Raw genomic sequence first — 23,889 nt, 5'->3', positions numbered from 1 at the left:
CCGGAAAACTGGCTAATCCGCTGTGTTCGGTCAGACGGCGACAAGGCGCACGCTGGCGCCTTCACCGACACCCAGGGCCTCGGCGGCTTTCAGGCTCAGCACGACCGGACGGCCGGGTGCCCAGTCCAGATCCAGCAGCAGTGCCCGGTAGTCCTGCAACAGGCCATTGGTCACCAGATACAGACGCCCGCCCTTGCCCGTGTCGTCCGCAGTGCCGGTATCGACCTTGACGGGCACCAGACGGCTCTGGGCAATCGAGCGGATTCCGGATACCCGGGCGTGCAACGTCGGGCCACCGTCGAAAATATCGATGTAATGGTCCGTCTCGAAGCCTTCGCGCATGAGGATGTCGAACGTGATCTGAGCCCGCGGATGAACCTGCCCCATGGCCTCCTGCGCGGCGTCGGACAGGAGCGGCACATAGATGGGGTAATGCGGCATCAGTTCGGCCAGGAATGTCCGGCTTTTCAGGCCGCACAGACGCTCGGCCTCGGCGTAGTTCAGATCGAAGAAGTTACGTCCGATGGCATCCCAGAACGGTGAGTCACCGTTTTCGTCGCTATAACCGACGATCTCGGTCACGACCGAGTCCGCGAAACGTTCAGGATGGCTGGCAATGAACAGCAGACGACCGCGAGAATTGAGCTCCGACCAGGCCGTGCCCACCAGCTCGGGGATCACATAGAAACTGGTCAGCAGGCTGTTGCCGGTCAGGTCATGGCACTGGGACAGGACGTGGATCTTGTTGTGGATCTTCAGCTCGCGGGAGGCATGTACGAACGTTTCGTTACGAAAGCTGTAGAAGGGCTCGGAATACCCCGCCGAAGCGACGATGCCGGAACAGCCCACCAATCGACCGCTTTCGCTGTCCTCCAGGACAAAGAAGTAGGTTTCTTCGCCATTGAAGCTGACTTCGGCAGCGAAGGACGCTTCCGAGGCACTGATCTTGTCGCCCAGGCGACCCTCATCGTCAGGCAAGGACGTCACACCAATCGGGCTGTCGGCCGCGAGGCGCTGAACCTCGGCCAGATCAGCCATTTGCGCGGGGCGCATCACCAGCATGGTGTCACTCCTTACCCTATCAACAGGCCGGAAATACCGGCACTAAAAGCGTACCGCGCAGCCAGGGCATGCCCGATACAGGAAATGAGCCCGATGCCCACCCTGCGGATGACCATCGGGAAGTACAGCCGGAAAAAATCAGGCCGTCAGTTTGGCAATCGCACGCTCGAAGCGAATCAGGCCTTCTTCGATATCGGCCTCTTCGATCACCAGGCTTGGCGCGAAACGAATCACGTCAGGACCGGCTTGCAGGATCATCAGATCCTGAGCCTCGGCGGCATTGAAAATGTCCTTGGCCTTGCCTTTCCAGGCATCGGACAGCACGCAACCGATCAGCAGCCCCAGACCGCGCACTTCAGTGAACACACCGTATTGCTGACCGATCCGCTCAAGACGGGTCTTGAACAATTGGTGCTTGCTCGCTACACCCTCGAGGACTTCGGGTGTGTTGACCACATCGATAACCGCGTCGCCCACGGCACAGGCCAGCAGGTTGCCGCCGTAAGTCGTGCCGTGCACACCCACGGCAAAATGCTTGGCCAGTTTCTCGGTGGTCAGCATCGCCGCCAGAGGGAAACCGCCACCGATGCTCTTGGCGCTGGACAGGATGTCCGGGGTCACGCCGTAGTGCATGTAGGCAAACAGGTGGCCGCTACGGCCCATGCCGCTCTGCACTTCGTCGAAGATCAGCAGTGCGTTGTGCTCGTCGCACAACTTGCGTGCGCCTTGCAGGTATTCCAGCTCGGCAGGCAATACACCGCCCTCGCCCTGAATCGGCTCCAGTACAACGGCGCAGGTCTTGTCGCTGATTGCGGCCTTCAGTGCTTCCAGGTCGTTGTATGGCACATGGCTGATACCGGTGATCTTCGGCCCGAAGCCATCGGAATACTTGGGCTGGCCACCCACGCTCACGGTGAACAGAGTGCGACCATGGAAGCTGTTCAGGGCTGCAATGATTTCGTACTTTTCCGAGCCATACAGGTCATGGGCAACCCGACGCGCCAGCTTGAAAGCGGCTTCGTTGGCTTCAGCCCCGGAGTTGCAGAAGAACACACGCTCGGCAAAAGTCGAGTCCACCAGCTTTCTGGCCAGACGCAAGGCCGGCTCGTTGGTGAAGACGTTGGAGACATGCCACAGATTGTTGGCCTGCTCGGTCAATGCACCGACCAGCGCCGGGTGGCAGTGGCCCAATACGTTGACGGCAATCCCGCCGGAGAAATCCACCAGTTCGCGCCCCGACTGATCCCATACTCGGGAACCCGCGCCACGCACGGGAATGAACCCGGCAGGTGCGTAGTTGGGGACCATAACCTGGTCGAAATCGGCGCGTTGCACCGCAGCTTGCTCAACGGACATCGGAGTCTCCTGAAGAGGAACGCCTGCCGGGTACTGGCAAGCGATGGAAAGATTGTAAGGACTGATTTCTGTTCGGCCTTGTCGCCAGGCGACAACTTGTTACAGCGCAAAACCGGTTTTTTTCACCGCTTTCGGCAATGCGACATATTGCATCACAAAGGCGCAGTCTAAACCCAGTGTCTTTTGCGGATAAATCCACACGCCGCAGGAGCGGATTCATCCGCGAATAGCCGGTACATCCGACGCAGAGAGGTCATTTGAAAGACCGTTTTCGCGAATGAATTCGCTCCCACTCATCCGCGTTCGGCCGGAACCGAGGACAACTCGAAGGGGCTGTTGCTGCGTCGCTGATTGCGGTCTTCACGCGGCGTTGCGCCGAAGAAGTTGCGATAAGCGCTGGAGAAGTGCGGCCCGGACGAGAAGCCACAGGACAGGCCGATCTGGATGATCGACTTACTGGTCTGCATCAGCATCTGCCGCGCCTTGTTCAGGCGCAGCTCCAGGTAATACTGGCTCGGGACACGGTTGAGGTATTGCTTGAAGATCCGCTCCAGCTGACGACGCGACACACAGACATGCTGTGCGATTTCATCCGTGGTCAGCGGCTCTTCGATATTGGCTTCCATCAACAGAACGGCCTGGGTCAGCTTCGGATGGCTGGAGCCCAACCGGTTTTGCAGAGGAATGCGCTGACGCTCCCCGCCTTCGCGAATGCGTTCGACCACCAGTTCCTCGGACACCGCACCGGCCAGCTCGGCGCCGTGGTCACGGGACAGAACGGCCAGCAGCAGGTCGAGCACCGACATGCCGCCACAGGCGGTCAGGCGATCACGATCCCAGTCGAACAGGTGGCTGGTTGCAATTACCTTGGGGAAGCGCTCGCTGAAGTCGTCCTGCCAGCGCCAGTGCACGGCCGCCCGATAGCCATCGAGCAACCCCAACTGGGCCATGGGATATACCCCGGCCGAAAGCCCGCCCATCACACAGCCTGCACGCACCAGTTGCTTGAGGGCACTGGCCAGCGCGGAAGACATCGGCGCTGGCGGCTCATCGGCCAGCAGGAACAGTTTCTGAAACCCATCGATTCGACCGGCCCATGGCTCACCCGGCAATTGCCATGCCCCGGCAGCAACCGGTTCATCCGCGGCCTCGGCCTGAAGGAAGGACAATTCATAGACCACGTCAGGGTGAACGTTCTGGGCAACGCGCAAGGCTTCCTCAGCCAACGCCAGGGTCAAGGCTTTGGTGCCGGGCCAGACAAGGAAACCTATTCGATGGGCAGTCATTGGGACATCCGATACGTATCGCCTCAAAGGCCGGACCTCAACGGGTCCGTGCTGGAGCAGCCAGGTCATGTTGCGTGATGCGCAGCATGCCCTGTTCTGCGGTAAAAGGCATCGTCAAAGCGACACCATGAATTATTTGAGACTCCCCGAGAGGAATTGCTGCAAGCGCTCGGACTGAGGATTGGCCAATACCTCCCGCGGATCCCCCTGCTCCAGCACCACACCCTGATGCAGGAAAACCAGTTGATTGGAGACTTCGCGGGCAAACCCCATTTCGTGGGTGACCACCACCATGGTCCGGCCTTCCTGAGCCAGCCCCTGCATGACCTTGAGCACATCGCCGACCAGCTCCGGGTCCAGCGCTGAAGTCGGCTCATCGAACAGCATGACCTCCGGCTCCATGGCCAGGGCACGGGCGATAGCCACTCGCTGCTGCTCGCCGCCGGACATGTGGCCAGGATAGGCATCCTTGCGATGGGCAACACCGACCCTGGCCAGATAATGCTCGGCCTTTTCCAGCGCTTCCCTTTTCGAGACACCCAGGACATGGACCGGAGCTTCGATGACGTTCTGCAAGGCCGTCATGTGCGACCACAGATTGAAATGCTGGAACACCATGGACAGCCGCGAGCGCATGCGCTGCAACTGCTTCGGGTCGGCAGCCTTCAGGCCGCCGTCCTTGTTCGGCACCAGCCTGAGTTCTTCGTTATTGAGCAGGATCTTGCCGGCATGGGGTTGCTCGAGCAGATTGATGCAACGCAAAAAAGTACTTTTACCCGAACCGCTGGAGCCAATGATACTGATGACATCGCCTGCCTTGGCCGTCAGGGACACGCCCTTGATCACTTCATGGCTGCCATAACGCTTGTGCAGGTCCTGGACTTCCAGTTTGTTCATGCTTTCGGTTCTCATAAAACAGTCAGTCACTGAGCAGGCGCCCGTGGCGCAGCGCTGTGCGCCCCGCCACCTTGGCCAGCCAGAAACCCGGTTGTGCATAGCGAAGCCGCTCGATGGCGAATAACACCCCGGCAGTATTCGCACAGATGGTGCTGACCCGATCGGACAACGGATCGATGACTTCAAACAGTGGCTCACCCACTTCGACGTGGCTTCCGGCAGCACGCAGGAAGGTCACCACACCGGGATGAGGCGCATACAACAGTTCGGTTCCCTCGAACGGCATGCCTTCACAGGCATCGTGGGCAGGCTGCGGCCAGTCGCCACCGATAAAACCCTGCTCGGCCAGAAACGCCAGGATGCCTTCGGCATGAACTTCCGCGTCGACCTTGCCAGTATCGGCCTGACCGCCCAGCTCAATGGTCGTGGCCAGACAGGACAGGGGAATCTGCGCCTCCGGAAAGATCCGCGACAAGCGCAGCCAGGGCAGCGAACAGGCCTCGTCAAAGGAGCTGCCGCCAGAGTCTTCGGCCAGCAGCGCCACCTTGATCCCCAGATGAGCCGACAGTGAACGCCATTGCGGCCATTGTTGCGGCAAGGCATACATGTGCAGGGCAGCATCGGCATCGCAATGGAGGTCGAGCACCACATCCGCGGTGCAGGCATGCCCCAGCAACACGCGCTGCATGCCTTGCAACTCACTTTGTGCGGCCGGAAGACGTTCAAGCGCGGTACTCATGGCCTGGCGAATCAGCTGAATATTGGCGCGCGGGTCATCTCCCAACTGCCCTTCCAGCAACTCGGCGACCGGCTCGCTCAGCTCGGTGAAATCGCGGTTGAAATTCTTGCCGCTGCCGAACTCGAAACGCCCCTGATGCGCACCCTGCAACAACTGGCCCAGACCCAGCGGGTTGGCCACGGGCACCAGTTCGATCACCCCTTTCAGGGCACCCTGCTCTTCCAGTTGGGTCAGGCGTTTTTTCAGCTCCCAGGCCGTACGCATGCCCGGCAATTCGTCCGCGTGCAGACTGGCCTGGATATACGCCTTGCGCTCGCCGTTGCCGAAACGAAAGACGCTCAGTTGACGCTCGGTGCCGAGGCTTCCCCACGGCAATACATGATCGATTCTTTGCATGTCAGACCTTCCGTGGGGCCAGGTAGCCCAGCCAGCGACGCTCCGCCATCTTGAACAGTCGCACCAGAATGAATGTCAGGCACAAATAGAAAACGCCTGCGGTTATATAAGCCTCGAAAGGCAGGTAGAACTGGGCATTGACCGTGCGGGCCGCGCCCGTGATATCGATGAGGGTCACGATGGAGGCCAGACTGGTGGTCTGCAACATCATGATGACTTCATTGCTGTACTGCGGCAGCGCCCGGCGCAAGGCTGAAGGCAGCAGGATACGGCGGTACATCTTGAACGGCGACATGCCGACAGCCCTAGCAGCTTCTATCTCACCAGCCGGTGTGGCCTTGAGGCTGCCGGCAATGATCTCGGCAGTGTAGGCGCTGGTGTTGATGGCGAAAGCCAGACAGGCACAGAAACTGGCACTGGACAGCCACGGCCACAGGACACTCTCGCGCACCGCCGCGAACTGAGCCAGCCCGTAATAGATCAGGAACAGCTGTACCAGCATGGGAGTGCCGCGAATCACATAGGTGTACAGCCAGGCGGGCAGATTGACCCAGCGCCGCTTCGAGACCCGCATCAACCCCAGCGGCAAGGCCGCCAGCAAGCCGAACGACAGGGAAATGCCCAGCAGTTTCAGGGTCACCAGCAAGCCGCCAAAGTACAGCGGCAGGCTGTCCCAGATGACGTTGTAGTCGAAAATCATAGGTCAGCCGCCCTTACGCCCACGGAGTAACGCTTTTCCAGATAACGCAGGGCAAGCAACGACACGCTGGTAATGACCAGATACATCGCAGCGACCGCCAGGAAAAAGGTGAAGGGTTCACGGGTGGCATCTGCCGCCTGCTTGGCCTTGAACATCATGTCTTGCAGACCGACGACGGAAATCAGCGCAGTCGCCTTGGTCAGCACCAGCCAGTTGTTGGTAAAGCCCGGAATCGCCAGACGGATCATCTGCGGCACCAGGATCCGGAAAAAGACCTTGAAACGGCTCATCCCGTAAGCCATCCCGGCTTCGGCCTGGCCTTTCGGGATAGCCATGAAGGCACCGCGCAGGGTTTCGGAAAGGTAGGCACCGAAGATGAACCCCAGGGTTCCGACCCCGGCCAGAAAGGGATTGAGGTCGATGTAGTCATCGAAGCCCAGCATCGGAGCAATGCGATTGAGCAGGTCCTGGCCGCCGTAGAAGATCAGAAGAATCAGGACCAGGTCAGGAATGCCACGAATCACCGTGCAGTACAGATCACCCAGCCACGCGAGCCACCGTACGGGCGACAGGCGCAACGCCACGCCAATCAGGCCAAGAACGATTGCCAGAGCCATCGATGACAGGGCCAACTGCAACGTCAGCCAGGCACCTTCGAGGATCACAGCCCCGTAGCCTTTCAACATGTTGTACGGTCCTCGAACCGGGGTATAAAAAATGGCGCAATCCAGGCTGCCCTGTTTGCGCCATCTCGTTCAATGGTGTTGCGACAACTTACTTGCCGTAGATATCGAAATCGAAGTACTTGTCCTGGATAGCCTTGTACTTGCCGTTGGCACGAATCGCAGCGATGGCAGCATTGATACGGTCCAGATTGGCCTTGTCGCCCTTGCGAACCGCGATACCGATGCCGTCACCGAAATACTTGGGATCGGAGAACGAAGGCCCGGTAAAGGCATAGCCCTTGCCGGCGTCGGTTTTCAGGAAGCCGTCCTGCAGCAGGGTGGCGTCGGCGACGGTGCCGTCCAGACGACCGGCAGTGATATCCAGGTAGATTTCGTTCTGCGAACCGTAAGGCGTGACCTCTGCACCCAGAGGAGCCAGGGTTTCACGGGCGAAGCGCTCATGGATCGAACCGCGCTGCACACCGATCTTCTTGCCCTTGAGCTCAGCGAGGCTGTCGCTGACCACAGTGCCTTCCTTCATCACCAGACGAGCCGGGGAATTGTAGTACTTGCCGGTGAAGTCGACAGACTTCTTGCGGTCTTCGGTAATCGACATGGACGACAGGATCGCGTCGATCTTGCGCACCTTGAGCGCCGGGATCAGGCCGTCGAATTCCTGCTCGACCCAGGTGCACTTGACCTTCATCTCTTCGCACAGGGCATTGCCGATGTCGTAGTCGAAGCCCACGATGCTGCCGTCCGGAGCCTTGGAGGCGAAGGGAGGGTAAGCCGCTTCGATACCGATCTTCAGCGGTTTTTCATCGGCAAAAACCGGCTGGGCAAGCACAGACAACGCCAGCGCGCCAAGAAGCATGAGCTTTTTCATTTACAGGACTCCATCGGTGAAACACGACAAATGGCAAAGTGAGCGAGAGCTCAATATGCGAAAGAACAATCCGGAGAGAGCGACGCCAGGCAACTGATACCGAAATTCCGGTCAGAGGACCTCTGACAAGTGAGGGGCATTTTAGCGGCAGGTACGAAGTCGATATTTCTTCAATGCGACAACTAGTTACAGATGCGCCAAGAAACGCCTTTCAGCCTGTTGACAGGCTTCCAGCTTCGTGATCCTTGAATTCAAAAAAAGCAGTTGATACAGCAAGAAGCGCGCCCATTATTGGCAAAGCCTTCTAATCCGGCAAGTCCGGCATTGCAGACCACCGACAGGACGCGGATAAATGCATCGTTTTCCTGCAGAGTTTCAGCGATACGTCCCACAAAGAAGCAGGCATGAATGCAAGTGGGTGGGCAGGTAACACATCGATATATATCTTTTTTCCCGCTGCGCATGCAGGCCCGCTGAAAAAGGCCTGCATGCGACAAAACGGACTCAGTTACCGCTCATACCGACGATCGTCACCCGCATAGATGGCCGTATGCAGCACACCATCGGCATCGCGCCAGGCCCGATACATGCCCGGCGTATTGAAGCTCAACGCTGTCTCACCCGATGGAGACACCGCCACCACGCCCCCATTGCCGCCCAGATCCTTCAGCTCTCCCTGAACGACTTGCTCGCAAGCCGTATTCAGGTCGGTCTGAAGCAGACGAATCCGGGACGCAATGTTGTGCGCCACGACGGCACGGATAAAGAACTCGCCATGCCCTGTCGCTGAAATGGCGGCACTGCGGTCATCCGCCCAGGTCCCGGCACCGATCAACGGTGAATCGCCAACCCGGCCATAACGCTTGTTGGTGATACCGCCTGTGGAAGTGGCAGCCGCCACATGCCCGTACCGGTCCAGCGCCACGGCCCCCACAGTGCCGAACTTTTTCTCGATGCCACCCGGTTCCAGCGAAACGACTTCGGGCTGCTGTTGCTGGGCTTCCAGCTGACGACGACGCAACGGTGTGCTGTACCAGTCATTGGCGACCAGTTCCAGATCCTGCTGCTCAAGAAACCGGTCAGCCCCCACGCCTGCCAGCAAGACATGCTCGCTATGCTCCATCACCGCACGTGCCGCACGGATGGGATTGCGGACATGGTGAATACCCGCCACGGCACCGGCTTCGAGATTGGCACCATTCATGATCGCAGCATCCAGCTCATGATCGCCCAGGTGGGTGAACACGGCGCCCTTGCCGGCGTTGAACCACGGGCACTCTTCCAGTTCGACGACACTGGCCTGCGCCGCATCCAGACTGGTCCCCCCCGCCTCCAGAATCACCAGACCGGCCTGCAAGGCATTGAGCAAGGCGGCATGGATGGCATTTTCATCCTCCACGCTCAACATGCCGGGAGTCAGGACACCAGCACCGCCGTGCAAGGCGATAGCGATTGGACGGCTCATTGTGCATTCACTCCATGATCGAGAATCTGGCCGAGGAACAAGCGTGTACGCTCCGATGCCGGAGCCGTGAAAAAGCGCTCGGGCGGTGCCTCCTCAACGATTTCCCCCTTATCCATGAAGATGATGCGATCCGCCACCTTGCGGGCGAAGCCCATTTCGTGGGTCACACAGATCATCGTCATGCCTTCCTGGGCCAGGCCGGTCATGACATCCAGCACTTCGGAAATCATCTCCGGGTCCAGCGCGGAAGTCGGCTCGTCGAACAGCATCACCTTGGGCTGCATGCACAGGGCGCGGGCAATGGCGATGCGCTGCTGCTGGCCGCCCGACAGCTGGGAAGGAAACTTGTTGGCGTGGTCGCGCATCTTGACCTTGTCCAGCAGGTTCAACGCCCGCTCGATGGCTTCGTTCTCCGGCACGCCCAGGTTGGAGGTTTGTGGCAATGTGCAATTCTTCAGCACGGTCAGGTGCGGGAACAGATTGAAATGCTGAAAGCACATGCCGACCTGACGCCGGATACGCTCAAGCTTCCTGACGCTGCCATCGAGCACCTCACCCAGCACCTGCACAGTGCCTTGCTGATGCTGTTCGAGCTGATTGATGCAACGGATCAGTGTCGATTTGCCTGACCCCGACGGCCCGCAGATCACCACTTTTTCACCCGGCCTGACCGAGAGCGAGATATTGCGAAGCACGTGCGTATTGCCGAACCACTTGTTGAGCTGGTCGATGAGCACAATTGAGGCCGCGTCGGCCTCGCGATTCATAGTCATGAGCGGTTCTGCTCCAGTTTGCGTTCCAGGTGCCGGGCATAACGCGACAGCGCGAAACAGATGACGAAGAAATAGATCGCCAGGAAGATGTAGATTTCGTGACCGAAGGCCACCCACTCAGGTGCGGCAGCGGTGCTCATCGCGATACCGACGATGTCCAGCACACCGACGATCATGACCAGCGTGGTTTCCTTGAACAGGCCGATGAATTGCGTCAGCAACGGCGCAATGCATTGCTTGAGCACTTGCGGCAGGACGATTTGCCCCATGGTCTTCCAGTAACCGAAACCCAGCGCCTGAGCCGCCTCGAACTGCCCGCGCGGCAGGTTCTGCAAGCCACCACGCAGCGTCTCGGCCATATAGGCCGCGGTGAACAGAATCAGCACCAGTTGCACGCGCAACAGGATGTCGAACGCCGATCCCGGCGGCAGGAACAGCTGAATCATCAGCGAAGCCATGAACAGCAGGGAAATGACCGGGACCGAACGCACCAACTCGATGTACGCCACACAGAGCATGCGAATGACCGGTTTTTTCGAGCGACGGCCCAACGCCAGCAGGATGCCCAGCGGCAAGGCGAAAATCATGCCGACCGTGCCCAGGAATACCGTCACCATCATCCCCGCGAACTTGGTCGAGGAGATTTCCGGCAGACCGGCACCGCCCTTGAGCAGCCACCACATCACGAAGGGCAAGAGCGCCAGGTAGCCAATCAGCACCCGGCGATCCAGGCTCCTGAAGAACAGCAGCACAAAGGCGCCCACCGCCAGCGCGAGAGCCAGTGTGACCCGCCAGCGCTCGGCTTCCGGATAGAAACCGTAGACAAACAGGTTCCAGCGCTGGGTGATTGGCAGCCAGCAGGCACCCTGCGGATTGCAGGCCGCCGCACTGTCGCCCACGAACGTGGCATTGAAGATCAGCCAGTTCAACGCCGCCGGAACACACCACAACAACAGCGCCAGCACGGCCAGCGTCAGAAGGCTGTGCCCGATGCTCGGAAACAGATGAGTACGCGCCCACAACACCGCCCGCTGCGACACAGGCAACACCGGCGGCAACATCCGAGGAGCTTGATTCATTGCAGTCATGCTCAGTGTCCTCGCTGGCCGATTCGGTGGTTGTAGATGTTCATCAGCACAGAAATCAGCAGACTGATCACGCAATAGGTCCCCATGACCAGCACGATGCACTCAATGGCCTGCCCGGTCTGGTTCAGAGTCGTACCGCCCGTGGAGGACACCAGTTCCATGAAACCGATGACCACACCCAGAGAGGAGTTCTTCACGATATTCAGGTAGGTGTTGGTGACCTGCGGGATCATCGGATAGACCGCCTGCGGCACAATCAGCTGACGCATGGTCGAGCCGCGCTCGAAGCCCAGCGCCCTGGCCGCTTCATACTGACCACGGTTGACCGACTCGATGGCGCCGCGAACGGTTTCGGCAATGTAGCTGGCGCTGTAGAACGACAGGGCCAGGCAGAGCGCGAGCAACTCCGGCACCAGCACGATACCGCCCTTGAAGCCGAACCCTTTCTGTACCGGGACTTCCCATTGCCAATGCGCGCCACTGAACAGATAGGCCAGCAGCGGCAGCAACACGGCGCCTGCCAACAACCATGGCCAGCGGCGGGAACTGAAACCGCGCCACGGGGCCTTCGCCTCGCGAACCCGGCAAGACACATAGGCTGCCAGCATGCCCACGGCCATCAGCAGCAGCCCCCAGCCCATCAGGGCACCGTCTTTCGGCCATGGCAGCATCAGGCCGCTGTTATTCAGCCAGGCCACGCCGAATAGCGGTATCGACTGCTTGATCCCCGGCAACGCCAGCGCCAGGCCGTACCACCAGACCACATGAACCACCAGCGGCACGTTGCGCAAGAACTCGATGCAGGCACCGCTGAGCCGGTTGATCAGCCAGTTTTCCGACACCCGCGCCAGCCCCAGGGCTGCGCCCGTCAGCGTCGCCAGGACGATGCTCAATACCGACACCAGCAAGGTATTGAGCAGCCCCACCACATAGGCTCTCAGGTAGGTATCGTCCGGGGTGTAGTCAATCAGCCTGAAGCTGATGTCATAGCCGGCACGCTGGGACAGAAATCCGAACCCCGAAGCGATATTCAGCGCATCGAGGTTGGCACTGGCGTTGTGCGCGAGCAGGTAGAAAACCAGCGCGACGAGCGCCAGCACCAGCCCTTGCTGCAACGCACTCCAGAGCCGGGCCTTTTGCAGGTATTGGGTCAACATGAAGGTATTCCGTTCGGTCAATGGACAATCAGGCAGGCATCACCGAATCGGTGGTGCGTAGAGCAGGCCTTGATCCTTCCACAGCCGGTTCAGGCCGCGCGGGAAGTTCAGCGTGGTTTTCTCACCCAGGTTGCGCTCGTAGATCTGCGCATAGTTGCCCACCTGCTTGATGGCGCGGTAAGCCCACTGGTTATCCATGCCGAAGGCCTTGCCCACGTTGCCTTCAGTACCCAGCAGACGCGAGACATCGGCTGGCGCATCTTTTTTCGCCTGCAATTCATCGACGTTGGCCGAACTGACACCCAGCTCCTCGGCCGTCATCAGGGCGTATGCGGTAAAGGTCACGATGTTGCGCCAGACGGTATCGCCCTGGGCCACGTAGGCACCCAGCGGCTCCTTGGAAATGACCTCGGGCAACAAGGCGTATTCCTTGGGGTTGCTCATCAGTGCCAGACGCGAAGCCAGGCCTGACAGGTCATTGGAAATCGCATTGCAACGGCCACGCTGGAACGCAGCGAACAGCTCGGGGCTCTTCTCGATGATGACCGTCTTGTAGGTCAGGCCACGCTGACCGAAGTAGTCTTCGAGGTTCTGCTCGGAGGTGGTACCCGGTGACAGGCAAAAGGTTGCGCCGTCCAGGTCGGTGAGTTTTTCGATCCCGTCCTTGGCGTGGGTCATGAAACCCTGACCGTCGTAGAACCAGACCGTGGTGAAGTCCACGCCCAGGCTGGCAACCCGGTCCGCCGTCCAGGAAGTGGCACGCGACAGCACGTCGATTTCGCCTGAGGCCAGCGCGGTGAAACGGTTCTTGCCGGTGGTGGCCAGGTATTCGACCTTGTCGGCATCGCCCAGAACGGCCGCCGCAACGGCACGGCACAGATCCACGTCCATGCCGGTCCACTGACCTTTATCGTCGATCAACGAAAAACCGGGCTTATCGGAGGCCACGCCGCAGCGCACAGCGCCGTGTGCCTTGACCTTTTCCAGCACACCTGCGTGAGCCGCGCCTGTAGCGCTGACGCCGAGCGCCAACAGTGATGCGCTCAGAAGAAGCCTTACCCCATTCAATTTCTGCATATCATTGCCCCTAAGATTTTCTTGTTATGTTGAATGACCACGGTGTAACAGCAGGTGGCGGTTGCATTCACAATAAACATTGACTCACCATCTCGATAGCGACTCTTGATCCACTATCCTGAGTGCATTATCGAATTCTGGAATAATCCTATGGATATCGAGTGGTACGAAGATTTCCTCGCCCTGGTCGATACCGGCAAGTTCACCGCCGCAGCGAGCATGCGCGGCTCTTCCCAATCGGCACTGAGCCGGCGCATTCAGTTACTCGAAAATCATCTGGGCGCGACACTGATCGATCGCGCCAAGACACCGATACGCCTGACGGCTGCCGGTGAAGCCTTGTTGCCCAACGTCGTGGAACTGGTGCGCCTGGCCCGCGATTGCGAGCAAAGCGTGAAAGTCATCGACCGACCGCTCACCTTCGCCTCGCTGCATACTCTGGCCTGCAATTTCTTCCCGCAGTGGATCAGCACGCTGAACTCGCTTGAGTCCCCCATGTTTACCCGCATCGACACGGGCTATCGCAGCACCGATGACTACTACATGGCACTGATGTCGGGTCGTTGCGATTTCATTCTGTTCTACCGCGATGCCAGGACCGAGTCCTATTCACAACAGGGGGACTTTGAAGTGCTTTCGCTGGGGCATGACGAGTTGTATTGGGTCGCGACACCGGAGCTGGCTGCACGTTGCGCACAACCCAAGACCCCGATCCCTTTGCTGACTTACTCACGCAGCGCTCAACTGCATGAAATGTCGCGCCTGCAGATCAGCCGCCACCCCGAACCCAACCGCTTGCGGCATGTCTTTGAAGCCACGGTCTCGGAAGCCCTCAAACCCATGGTTGCCAGCGGCCAGGGCGTAGCCTGCATGCCGCACAGCATGGTGGCCCCCTTGATCAAACGCGGTGAGCTGGTCCGCCTCTACCCCGATATGGAGTCCGATCATCTGGAAATCATTCTGGTGCGCTGGCGAGACAACCGTAACCCTTCGGCCAGGGCGCTCTGGGAGCGATTGACAGGCTGACGCCAGGCATGAAAACGCCCCGGCCGGTCTTCACCGGGCGGGGCGTTTTTCAGCGCTCAGAACTCAGGCAGCGCTCATGGTCTTGTGGGTATCGACCAGATGCTGGACCACGCCCGGATCGGCCAGGGTCGAGATATCGCCCAGAGAGTCGTACTCGCCGGTCGCAATCTTGCGCAGGATACGGCGCATGATCTTGCCCGAACGGGTTTTCGGCAGGCCCGGCGCCCACTGGATGAAATCAGGCGAAGCAATCGGCCCGATCTCCTTGCGCACCCAGTTGCGCAGCTCGATACGCAAGGCTTCATCCGGTACCTCACCCGCATTGAGGGTGACATAGACGTAGATGCCCTGCCCTTTCAGGTCATGGGGCACACCCACGACAGCGGCTTCGGCGACTTTCGGGTGCGCAACCATCGCGCTCTCGATTTCGGCGGTCCCCATGCGGTGCCCGGAAACGTTGAGTACGTCGTCCACACGCCCGGTGATCCAGTAGTAGCCATCCTCGTCGCGACGCGCACCGTCACCGGTGAAATACATGCCACGGAAGGTCTTGAAGTAGGTATCGACGAAACGGTCATGGTCGCCATACAGCGAACGGGACTGGCCTGGCCAGGAGTCCAGGATCACCAGGTTGCCTTCGGCAGCGCCTTCGATCAGGTTGCCCAGGTTATCCACCAGCGCCGGGATCACGCCGAAGAACGGACGTGTGGCCGAGCCAGGTTTCAGGGCCGTCGCACCCGGCAACGGGCTGATCAGAATGCCGCCGGTTTCGGTCTGCCACCAGGTATCGACAATCGGGCAGTTCTTCTTGCCGACGGTTTCGTAGTACCAGCCCCACGCCTCAGGGTTGATCGGCTCACCCACGGACCCCAGCAGACGCAGGCTGGAACCATCGGCACCTTCCACCGATTTGGCCCCTTCGGCCATCATGGCGCGAATGGCCGTCGGTGCCGTGTAGAGAATGTTGACCTTGTGCTTGTCGACGATCTTCGACACGCGTGTGATATCCGGGTAGTTCGGCACGCCCTCGAACAGCAAGGTGGTCGCACCGTTGGCCAGCGGGCCGTAGACAATATAGCTATGGCCCGTGACCCAGCCCACGTCTGCGGTACACCAGTAGATTTCCCCTGGTTTGTAATCGAACACACGCTCATGGGTCAGCGCGGCATATAGCAGGTAGCCAGCGGTGGTGTGCAACACGCCCTTGGGCTTACCGGTCGAACCCGAGGTGTAAAGGATGAACAGCGATTCTTCCGCGCCCATTTCCTTCGGCGCACAGGTGCTCGAGGCCACTTCCAGCAGGGCGTGGTACCAGATGTCCCGGTGACGGTTCCACTCGATCTCGCCGCCGGTGCGCTTGCAGACAATGACCTTCTGCACACTGCTGGTTTCAGGGTTGGTCAAGGCACGGTCGACGTTGGCCTTGAGCGGGGTTTTCTTGCCGCCACGCAGGCCTTCATCCGCCGTGATCACCACTTTGGAGCTGCAATCGATGATGCGGCCTGCCAGGGCTTCGGGAGAGAAACCGCCGAAGACCACCGAATGGATGGCACCGATCCGGGCACACGCCAGCATGGCGACCACGGCTTCGGGGATCATGGGCATGTAGATGGTGACGACATCGCCGCGGTGCACATCCTGGCCGCGCAGGGCGTTGGCAAACTTGCAGACTTCCGCATGCAGCTCGCGATAAGTGATTTCACGGTGCTCGGAAGGGTCATCGCCTTCCCAGATGATTGCAATGCTGTCGCCGCGCTCTTCCAGATGACGGTCCAGACAGTTGTAGGCCACGTTCAGTGTGCCGTCGGCAAACCACTTGATGTCGACGCGATGGTCGTCGAAAGACGTCTGCTTGACGTGGGTGAAGGGTTTTATCCAATCGAGGCGCTGTGCCTGCTCGCGCCAGAAACCATCAGGGTTGACCACTGACTGCTGGTACATGGCCTTGTAGGTCGCCTCGTCGGTCAGCGTATTCGCTACGACTTCCGGGCGCACGGGGTACAGAGAAGCTGCACTCATCTTGGATACCTCGGTGTAATAGTTGTTGTTTTATGACTCCGTTGTATCCCGCCACATCCTGTGGGGCCATTCGACGTTGGTCTTACCGGAGCCGGCCTATCCCCCTTCGCGGACAAAAGGCGAAGCAACGGAAGAAAAGCCTGTCTTCACGATTGTTACCATTTCAATAAAAACCATTATCAAAAGACTTCATATATACCACCCGGCAAGGGGAATAGAATGCCCACCGCCAACATGGCAAACAATTAACGTCCCCCACGACGGCTTGTTTTAAACGTAATTCGACACTGTTTCGCACATCACCTCACAAGGGTGATGTGCCTCCTCTCGAACTCAAGAAGGTATAGAGCACATGAAAGTTTCAATGCTGGTTCTGGCGCTTTGCGGTTTCAGCACTCTGGCCCTGGCCGAAGAGTCGCAAACTCAAGTAACGGCGCAACAGACACCCGTGGAGACTTACACTTACAACTCCCACCCCGACATTGCCAGAGTGCTGTCCGTCAGCCAGCCGCCCAACGTCTGCAAGGTCGTGCCGGCCCGCATGCGCTATGAGGATTCCCATGGGCAGCAGCACATCATGAGTTACCTGGTCATGGGCAATGGCTGCAGCAACGGCTGACCCGTCACGGGTCCAGACAACCTGTGTGCCAGCCTTGTTTTAAAGGCTGACGCACGGCCTGAACGACAGATATTCGGAAACAGATAGTCAATCATTCTTTCCTGTTTAAATTGCACTATCAGTGCATCACCCGTCTGACGCGGACGTCCGGAATATAACAACTTGAACGCTGGCTCTTTTTACGGAGCCGGCATTCATGCCCACGTTTTATTCATGGATGGACGTATATGAACAATGACTCAACAATAATGGCCGACAGCCCTGAACTGATCCGCCATATCAATAACCTCACGCTTCAGGACCTTTGCCTTCCCAATGAATTCACCGGCACGGTCTATTCGCCTGTCGAATCGTTGAGCGACCTGTTCAGAAAGTGCCTGGGTATCCAGGCCAGCGACAGGATCAGAAAAATCGACTTTGACCCCGATTACCTTGAGCACCTCGAACAGCGTGTCAAAACACCCACAGTGGAAAAACGTGTTTCCGGCATGCTGTACAACGGTGATGAAAAACACCCTGTGCCCCCTGGCGGGCGTCTCGCATTCTTCAGAAAAATGTGCAGGCTTGCCCTGGATGACTTCAAAAGCCGAAACCCCGGCAAGCTGTCCGATCCCTCGACGCTCACACCCGGCCATGCCATTTTCTCGCTCGCGGGAGAACTCTGGAGCAGCGGTGCCTGCGCCTACCGCGAACAGGCATTCTGGTTCGCCGGATTCATTCTCTATCCCGATCTGAAAAAGGCCGCCACGCCCGGGCGCCCGGAGCAGTTGTTCCCCCTGCCCCCCTTGATGATGCTGCCGAATGATCAGGACCTCGGAGCAACACTGGCCCGCCTGCTGGCAGACCAGCCGGGCACCACCGTGCTCGAGAAACTGACCCGGCACCTGAATCTGGATGTGATGCATCTGGATTCCGGGCATTTCAGGCCATTGACCCCCAACGAAGCCTCGGCCCTGGACGCTCCTCCAGCGCGACTCCACACAAAAGACCTGGTGCGCGGCGTGATACTGGATCGCCCCCCCAAAGCCGCCCTGAACGCCTTGATGAACAGTCGAGCATTCAAGGCGCTTGCCGCCCGGCTGGCGGAAGCCCTGGGATGGAGCCCTCTCGTCTCTCCCCCGGAAACCGTGACGACACCCTCCCAGCGCCTGCTTCTGGAAGCCTTGATGGATGTGTTCTATCCGCCTCGTGATCGACGCATGAACTTCATCCTCCATTACAGCCTGTTCGACAAGGGCAATGACGACCTTTCATTCGCCGAAATCCGCATTGATCTGGATAACGCCACCCGTGACACCCTGAAGTGCGCCCTGGCGGACGCCCAGCTCGTCAATGAACTGCTGCTGCACCGCTTCGCTCCCGAGCTTCTGCTGACGGATGTTCCTGCTGACTTCCGTTATCAGGCCACTCCTCGCTGGGTCAACCTGCGCCATGGTCTGGCGTTATGCGACCCGACCCGGGCACCGGACTTCGAGGCACTGGAAGCCCTGCCGATGGAACGGACCAAGGCCGCACTTACGGAGCAGGAGAAAACAGACATCGTCAGCCTGCTCAACGATGCCATCCTGGCATGGGCCAACCATGAAGCGATCATTCCCTCGAAAAGCAGCTATACGATCACCGATATCTACAGGGCCACCCGCGCCTTCATGCTGTTGTGTGACCGGCACTTGCTGCAACTGGTGCCCAACCGGGCCTATGCCGCCCAACGCACACTTCTGGCGGCGGGCATCGACCCTGGCGCACAGGTTCAGGACCAGGTCATCAGGATCGCGTACTCGGAGCTTGAATCCTATCTCGACGATGGCTCCCATTACCGCCATGCGAAGCTGGCCAACACCCCCCTGCCGGATATCACCCGCCAGTTTCATGACGACTTTGACCGATACCTGAAGGAAGCAGAAACGATCCTGAGCCGTGCCACCCGGATGTTTCTTCATGACCTTCCCGCAGAGGACAAAAAACGGCTGCTCGATGGAAAACTGAAGCTGTATGCCACCAGCTGGAAGGAATATATCGGTCCCGACCATCCTCACCAGGCTCAGGAAAGTGACTGGCGATACCGTCGAGGCAATCTGGGCTGCCTCATTCATGCGCACTATCAGGATGAGCACTTCATCTACGAAGTGTTTCCCCTGGAAAACCGCTTCCTGTGCCACCGCCTGAGCCCGAAAGACGTCGCCATCATCACCAATCCGGACCTGTTCCAATCGGTCATGTATGGTGTCGCCAGCCTGGAATACTCCTCCTATAACCATGGTCCCGATACTTACCCAGGCTTTCCCCGCCTCAACTATCTGGAAACCGTCCGGGGTCCAACCGTCGAAGACAAAATCGCTCGTTGCATGACCCACGATATTTTTCTGTTTCACAAGGAAATCATTCGTGAAAACTGCATGGGCCTGACGACCGCCGAAAGTCGCCGCAAGAAACGCACAGAAGCGCCCTTTGAGGCGATCTGGCAGGACATCAAGAATATCGTCCCCTTCGTAGGATGCTTTGATGTCAACGATGGTGCCGATGCTGCCAGTTGCCTGCTGGATGTCGTCCCTGAACTGGGCCGCCCGCTGGCCACCGCCAGCCGGACCGTCGCCAGTACCCTGAGGGTCGCCAATACCGTGGGCAAAAAACGCCTGCTGATGCCGATCATGGCGTCCCGCTTGTTCATGCAGGGTGTCCACCATTCGGCCAGCGAACTGAAGGCACTGGCCAGACGCTTCGTCAACACCAGGACTTCAATCCCGGCTTATCGCGCCAGCCTCCTGCACTCGACTCAGCCGTCATCGACCTGGCGACCGGCTACCCCCATGGACCGGCTCACTCAGGTCGACGGGGTCAGCAATATTGCCATCCGCAATACAGGCACCCTGCAGAATCCCGATTATCGACAGATCGACCTGCACACCGGCAACACCTATGGCCCCAGGCTGGTCCCGTTTGCATCGCCCCATGATCCGGCAGGCGAACCGATCTATCTGTCCATGCGTGAAACCATCGTTCCAGGGCAATACCCCGGCTGTGCACCGGTTCAACGTACCGCCGATGACGCCTGCGGAGTCCGGATCGCCGCCAATTGTGAGGTCTATACCCTGTACAGGGAGCAGGGGCTGGTCGATATCCGCATCGACAATGTCATCTATCGCCTGGACACCTCACAAGACACGCCCTTCCTCCGTCGACTCGACCTGGACACTTCAGACTACCGGACACAGCAACTGCTTGAATCGCCCGGTCACTGTCGGCCGAAACGCGATCTGCTTCAAACCTGTACAGCCCCTCTGTCGCTCAAGACCAAACCGCCGGAAGTCAACCTGGATGCCGGATCGAGCCGGCAGCAACAGGCCGCCGTGGCCTTCAGCCTGCGTGAATACAGGCCCGCTGAAATGCTCGTCGAACTTCCCGGCAGTGCCCCTCGCCTGCTCCCTGTCATGGTCATGGAGGGGCATTTTCAGAAGTGGGCCGACCATATCGTACCGGCCAAGGGACGAAAGCCCGAGCAAGTCATTGGCAAGAAACTCAGCGTATTGACCCCGGAAGAAAAAGCCGCACTCAACCTGCCGGACAAACCCGTTTACCAGGAGCAGATCACAGGCACCCTGCTGCCACGGCACCCTCTGCCCGAGAATGCCTCGGACAACGTCATGAACTGGATAGACAGACTATTACCGGCCATGGAGTTCAAGCAGATAGCCGAAGGTATTGAAGACAGCAGAGTGCTGAGGGGTGTCAAAGTCGGGGACGACATCATGGTCGAGCCCGACCACGGGGTCTTTTACCGGGCCGCCCTCGGACAGGGCGATACCCTCCTGTTCAGCAGGGTCACCAATCCCGCCGTTATCAAGGCCTATCTGATACCGTCGGAACACATGCGCTTCCTGGCCAATCGCTTTCATGCCAAACAGGACATCGACAATGTCGCCAAACTGCTGTTTGACATGCAGCAACACACGGGCCGTCGTTACGGTGATATTTCCTATGCTCAATACCTTCAGCGCTATCAGCGTCGCCGTTTATGCACCGAACTGGAAGAAGAAGCGGTCCTGATACTCAGCGGCGCAGCCGAACAGGAGCAGTACGTGGAGATGGCCAGAAGCCTGATCCCCGACTTCAAGAAAATCAGCCTGCAACCCGAAGCACGCCAGGCCGCCATCTGCGAAGTGCTCAATCATCTCTTGCCGGCGCGCAACAAGCAGTTGAGCTCTCCGGGCTTCAACCTCGAGACGATTGTACAGATCAGCTCGGCCAACGAAATCTCGCGGCACATCAACCTCTCCAACCTGGCTTATGTCGCCGTCGAAACCCCTTCGGGAGCACGCATGGTCATCTATGCCCTGGCAGGCGGAAAGCGTGCGAAAAAAATACACCTGAAGATCGAGGAGCCTCGCAAGACCATTGGAGGCGTCACGTACATCGACGCCCGAGCCGTGATGCAGACGCGCGCACCGGACCCGAAATACACCAGCCTGCCCACACTGCGTCGGGAAAACACCCTGGTCGTCAGGCAGCATGATCGCCAGCTGGATTCCGAGCGCCTGATCGCAACCGTCATGGACGATGAGCTGGTGCACGACAACGCCGCGCGCATCCACTTCTTTACGCTCATGGACAGCTGCGGCTCCTGTGGCGGTTTTGTACTTCCACGTGTGAGGCTGAACTACCCCAATGCGGAGTTTTCAGTCACTTACATGCTCGACTACCCGTAATTCAACGGAAACGACAGCCCTTTTCTGACAGGAATAATCACATCGCTGGACGTCGCTGTTTCAGTTATCAGGCTAACCTGTAAGAACAATTATTACAGTGAAGAGGTCAACATGAGCCAGACGCCGTATGTGGCCCGTGAACCCGACGCCAGCGGTTTCATCGATTATCCGCCTGCCGAACACGCGGTCTGGAACACCTTGATCACTCGTCAGATGACGGTGATCCAGGACCGCGCCTGTCAGGAGTACCTGGACGGTATCGAACAGCTGGCCCTGCCTCACGATCGCATTCCGCAACTGGGCGACATCAACAAGGTGCTGGCCGCCGCCACCGGCTGGCAGGTTGAACGGGTTCCGGCCCTGATTCCCTTCCAGACCTTTTTCGAGTTGCTGGCCAGCAAGCGCTTTCCCGTGGCGACCTTCATCCGCACCGAAGAAGAACTGGACTACCTGCAAGAACCCGACATCTTTCACGAAATATTCGGTCACTGCCCGTTGCTGACCAATCCCTGGTTCGCCGAGTTCACCCACACCTACGGCAAGCTGGGCCTGAATGCGAGCAAGGAGCAACGGATCTATCTGGCGCGCCTGTACTGGATGACCATCGAATTCGGGCTGGTGGATACACCGCAGGGACGCAGGATCTACGGCGGCGGCATCCTGTCCTCGCCCAAGGAAGCGGTCTACAGCCTGTCCAGTGTTCCGGAGCATCAGGTGTTCGATCCACTGGAAGCCATGCGCACGCCTTATCGCATCGACATCCTGCAACCTTTATATTTCGTACTGCCCAACCTCAAGCGCCTGTTCGATCTCGCCCATGAAGACATCATGGGGCTGGTCGGACACGCCATGCAGTTGGGATTGCATTCCCCTAAATTCGAGCCACGGCCGCCCACCCGAAACCACGCGGCCTGAACAAGGAGTCCTGGCATGTCATCCCTCAATCAAGCCCACTGCGAAGCCTGCCGCGCCGATGCCCCGCAGGTCAGCGAGGCCGAACTGGCCGATCTGATCAAACAGATCCCCGACTGGAACATTGAAGTCCGCGACAGTGTGATGCAGCTGGAGAAGGTCTTTCTCTTCAAGAACTTCAGATTTGCGCTGGCCTTCACCAATGCAGTGGGTGACATCGCCGAAGCGGAAGGTCATCACCCAGGCCTGTTGACCGAATGGGGCAAAGTGACCGTGACCTGGTGGAGCCATTCGATCAAGGGGCTGCATCGCAATGACTTCATCATGGCCGCACGCACCGATGAAGTGGCCAGGAGCGCCGAAGGGCGTAAATGATGCCTTGCAGGGACATCCCGGCAACCGTTTGCAAGACACTGAAAAGCCGTTTTTGTTTCGTCCGTTGAGCGGTAAATTGCAAAAAATATCCGGATTGTCATTTTCAGTGCTGTATCCTGCGGAAGCTTTTTAAAGCACGGTTCAATCTGCAAATCCTTGCGAGGTGACGACGATGCATGAAATTCCAAACTTCCCCTTCCCAAGTCAACAGGAACCCAAGCAGTCTCCACTGGCCCAACAGGAACTTGGCCAGACTGCCGCAATGAAAGCAGCCTCCTCGGCTGAAGCCAGCCAGAAAGCCCGACGTAAAGACTGAAGGCGATTGTTTTCAGGCGTATCGAAAGCCGGTCGTTCCGGGTTTCAATACGCCTGAGAAACCACCGACACATAAAAGCAGGTCCATGACTGATTTCACCGAAAACGAGGCCAAGGCGCTTATAGGAGCCGCCGAGAAAATGATCGAGATGTGGGCACGCCTCAGCCCGGAAAAACAGAGCGCCCTGCTCGCACGCTTCGGCACCCAGGAAAACGCACTGGCGGCCCTGATCACCACGCAGCTCGTGACCCCGACTCACGGATAGCCACTGCCCTGCGCTTTATTTTGCTTTTATCCCCTGTAGATCCCCCTGGATCGCTATGATGGCGACTTCGAGAGCTTGCTAAGGATTTTGCCTGCGCCGATTTCATC

General features: G+C 58.8%; 20 protein-coding genes. 6 read left to right on the top strand and 14 right to left on the bottom strand.

Annotation, left to right across the window (positions count from 1 at the left end):
- Window positions 1-30 precede the first annotated feature (30 nt).
- The 13 genes from aruF to ACIPY9_RS16420 all read right to left on the bottom strand — a co-directional run bounded on the left by aruF (window position 31) and on the right by ACIPY9_RS16420 (window position 13,547).
- Window positions 31-1,062, bottom strand: a complete 1,032-nt coding sequence (gene aruF, locus ACIPY9_RS16480) for an arginine/ornithine succinyltransferase subunit alpha (protein WP_400703371.1) — start codon at window positions 1,060-1,062, stop codon at window positions 31-33.
- A gap of 138 nt (window positions 1,063-1,200) precedes the next feature.
- On the bottom strand, window positions 1,201-2,418 hold the full coding sequence (locus tag ACIPY9_RS16475) for an aspartate aminotransferase family protein (protein WP_400703368.1): 1,218 nt from the start codon (window positions 2,416-2,418) through the stop codon (window positions 1,201-1,203).
- A gap of 293 nt (window positions 2,419-2,711) precedes the next feature.
- Window positions 2,712-3,704: a GlxA family transcriptional regulator gene (locus tag ACIPY9_RS16470; protein ID WP_400703365.1), complete on the bottom strand. Its 993-nt coding sequence runs from the start codon at window positions 3,702-3,704 to the stop codon at window positions 2,712-2,714.
- Between the two features lie 132 nt (window positions 3,705-3,836).
- The gene (locus ACIPY9_RS16465; RefSeq protein WP_400703362.1) at window positions 3,837-4,601 is read right to left on the bottom strand and encodes an ABC transporter ATP-binding protein; all 765 of its coding nucleotides are present in this window, start codon (window positions 4,599-4,601) and stop codon (window positions 3,837-3,839) included.
- 22 nt (window positions 4,602-4,623) lie between these two features.
- Window positions 4,624-5,736 carry a succinylglutamate desuccinylase/aspartoacylase family protein gene (locus ACIPY9_RS16460; RefSeq protein WP_400703359.1) on the bottom strand — a complete coding sequence of 371 codons (1,113 nt, stop codon included), beginning with the start codon at window positions 5,734-5,736 and terminating at the stop codon, window positions 4,624-4,626.
- Window position 5,737: 1 nt separating this feature from the next.
- Complete coding sequence (locus ACIPY9_RS16455) at window positions 5,738-6,436, bottom strand: ABC transporter permease (protein ID WP_400703356.1); 699 nt, start codon at window positions 6,434-6,436, stop codon at window positions 5,738-5,740.
- On the bottom strand, window positions 6,433-7,122 hold the full coding sequence (locus tag ACIPY9_RS16450) for an ABC transporter permease (protein WP_400703353.1): 690 nt from the start codon (window positions 7,120-7,122) through the stop codon (window positions 6,433-6,435). Before ACIPY9_RS16450 ends, ACIPY9_RS16455 begins: the two co-directional genes overlap by 4 nt.
- An 88-nt stretch (window positions 7,123-7,210) precedes the next feature.
- The gene (locus tag ACIPY9_RS16445; protein ID WP_400703350.1) at window positions 7,211-7,987 is read right to left on the bottom strand and encodes an ABC transporter substrate-binding protein; all 777 of its coding nucleotides are present in this window, start codon (window positions 7,985-7,987) and stop codon (window positions 7,211-7,213) included.
- Between the two features lie 508 nt (window positions 7,988-8,495).
- Entirely contained in the window at window positions 8,496-9,452 is a 957-nt protein-coding gene (locus tag ACIPY9_RS16440; RefSeq protein ID WP_400703347.1) for an isoaspartyl peptidase/L-asparaginase family protein, read from the bottom strand.
- Window positions 9,449-10,225 (bottom strand): amino acid ABC transporter ATP-binding protein, encoded by a 777-nt coding sequence (locus ACIPY9_RS16435; protein WP_400703344.1) that lies wholly within the window; start codon window positions 10,223-10,225, stop codon window positions 9,449-9,451. Before ACIPY9_RS16435 ends, ACIPY9_RS16440 begins: the two co-directional genes overlap by 4 nt.
- Window positions 10,222-11,313 (bottom strand): amino acid ABC transporter permease, encoded by a 1,092-nt coding sequence (locus ACIPY9_RS16430; RefSeq protein ID WP_400703341.1) that lies wholly within the window; start codon window positions 11,311-11,313, stop codon window positions 10,222-10,224. Before ACIPY9_RS16430 ends, ACIPY9_RS16435 begins: the two co-directional genes overlap by 4 nt.
- A gap of 2 nt (window positions 11,314-11,315) precedes the next feature.
- The gene (locus tag ACIPY9_RS16425) at window positions 11,316-12,470 is read right to left on the bottom strand and encodes an amino acid ABC transporter permease (protein WP_400703338.1); all 1,155 of its coding nucleotides are present in this window, start codon (window positions 12,468-12,470) and stop codon (window positions 11,316-11,318) included.
- A gap of 39 nt (window positions 12,471-12,509) precedes the next feature.
- On the bottom strand, window positions 12,510-13,547 hold the full coding sequence (locus ACIPY9_RS16420) for an amino acid ABC transporter substrate-binding protein (protein WP_400703335.1): 1,038 nt from the start codon (window positions 13,545-13,547) through the stop codon (window positions 12,510-12,512).
- A gap of 150 nt (window positions 13,548-13,697) precedes the next feature.
- Between ACIPY9_RS16420 and ACIPY9_RS16415 the strand changes: the two genes are divergently transcribed.
- The gene (locus tag ACIPY9_RS16415) at window positions 13,698-14,573 is read left to right on the top strand and encodes a LysR family transcriptional regulator (RefSeq protein WP_400703332.1); all 876 of its coding nucleotides are present in this window, start codon (window positions 13,698-13,700) and stop codon (window positions 14,571-14,573) included.
- Window positions 14,574-14,636: 63 nt separating this feature from the next.
- Here the strand turns inward: ACIPY9_RS16415 and acs are convergent, their stop codons facing one another.
- A complete protein-coding gene (gene acs, locus ACIPY9_RS16410; RefSeq protein WP_400703329.1) occupies window positions 14,637-16,592 on the bottom strand; it encodes an acetate--CoA ligase in 1,956 nt (651 codons plus the stop codon).
- 352 nt (window positions 16,593-16,944) lie between these two features.
- On the opposite strand from acs, the gene ACIPY9_RS16405 reads away from it, so the two are divergent.
- From ACIPY9_RS16405 to ACIPY9_RS16385, 5 genes are all read left to right on the top strand, one after another.
- Window positions 16,945-17,211, top strand: coding sequence for a DUF2790 domain-containing protein (locus ACIPY9_RS16405; RefSeq protein WP_400703326.1), 267 nt, complete (start codon window positions 16,945-16,947; stop codon window positions 17,209-17,211).
- Between the two features lie 248 nt (window positions 17,212-17,459).
- The gene (locus ACIPY9_RS16400) at window positions 17,460-21,914 is read left to right on the top strand and encodes a deaminase domain-containing protein (protein ID WP_400703323.1); all 4,455 of its coding nucleotides are present in this window, start codon (window positions 17,460-17,462) and stop codon (window positions 21,912-21,914) included.
- Between the two features lie 111 nt (window positions 21,915-22,025).
- Window positions 22,026-22,829, top strand: coding sequence for a phenylalanine 4-monooxygenase (gene phhA / locus ACIPY9_RS16395; protein WP_400703320.1), 804 nt, complete (start codon window positions 22,026-22,028; stop codon window positions 22,827-22,829).
- 15 nt (window positions 22,830-22,844) lie between these two features.
- Window positions 22,845-23,201 (top strand): 4a-hydroxytetrahydrobiopterin dehydratase, encoded by a 357-nt coding sequence (locus ACIPY9_RS16390; protein WP_400703317.1) that lies wholly within the window; start codon window positions 22,845-22,847, stop codon window positions 23,199-23,201.
- A gap of 401 nt (window positions 23,202-23,602) precedes the next feature.
- Window positions 23,603-23,782, top strand: a complete 180-nt coding sequence (locus ACIPY9_RS16385) for a hypothetical protein (protein ID WP_400703314.1) — start codon at window positions 23,603-23,605, stop codon at window positions 23,780-23,782.
- Window positions 23,783-23,889 lie beyond the last annotated feature (107 nt).

The sequence above is a fragment of the Pseudomonas sp. NPDC089734 genome (assembly GCF_044748865.1).
Lineage (GTDB): Bacteria > Pseudomonadota > Gammaproteobacteria > Pseudomonadales > Pseudomonadaceae > Aquipseudomonas.
Note: the sequence above shows the minus strand (reverse complement) of the source record. Positions and strands in the feature narration are given on the sequence as shown.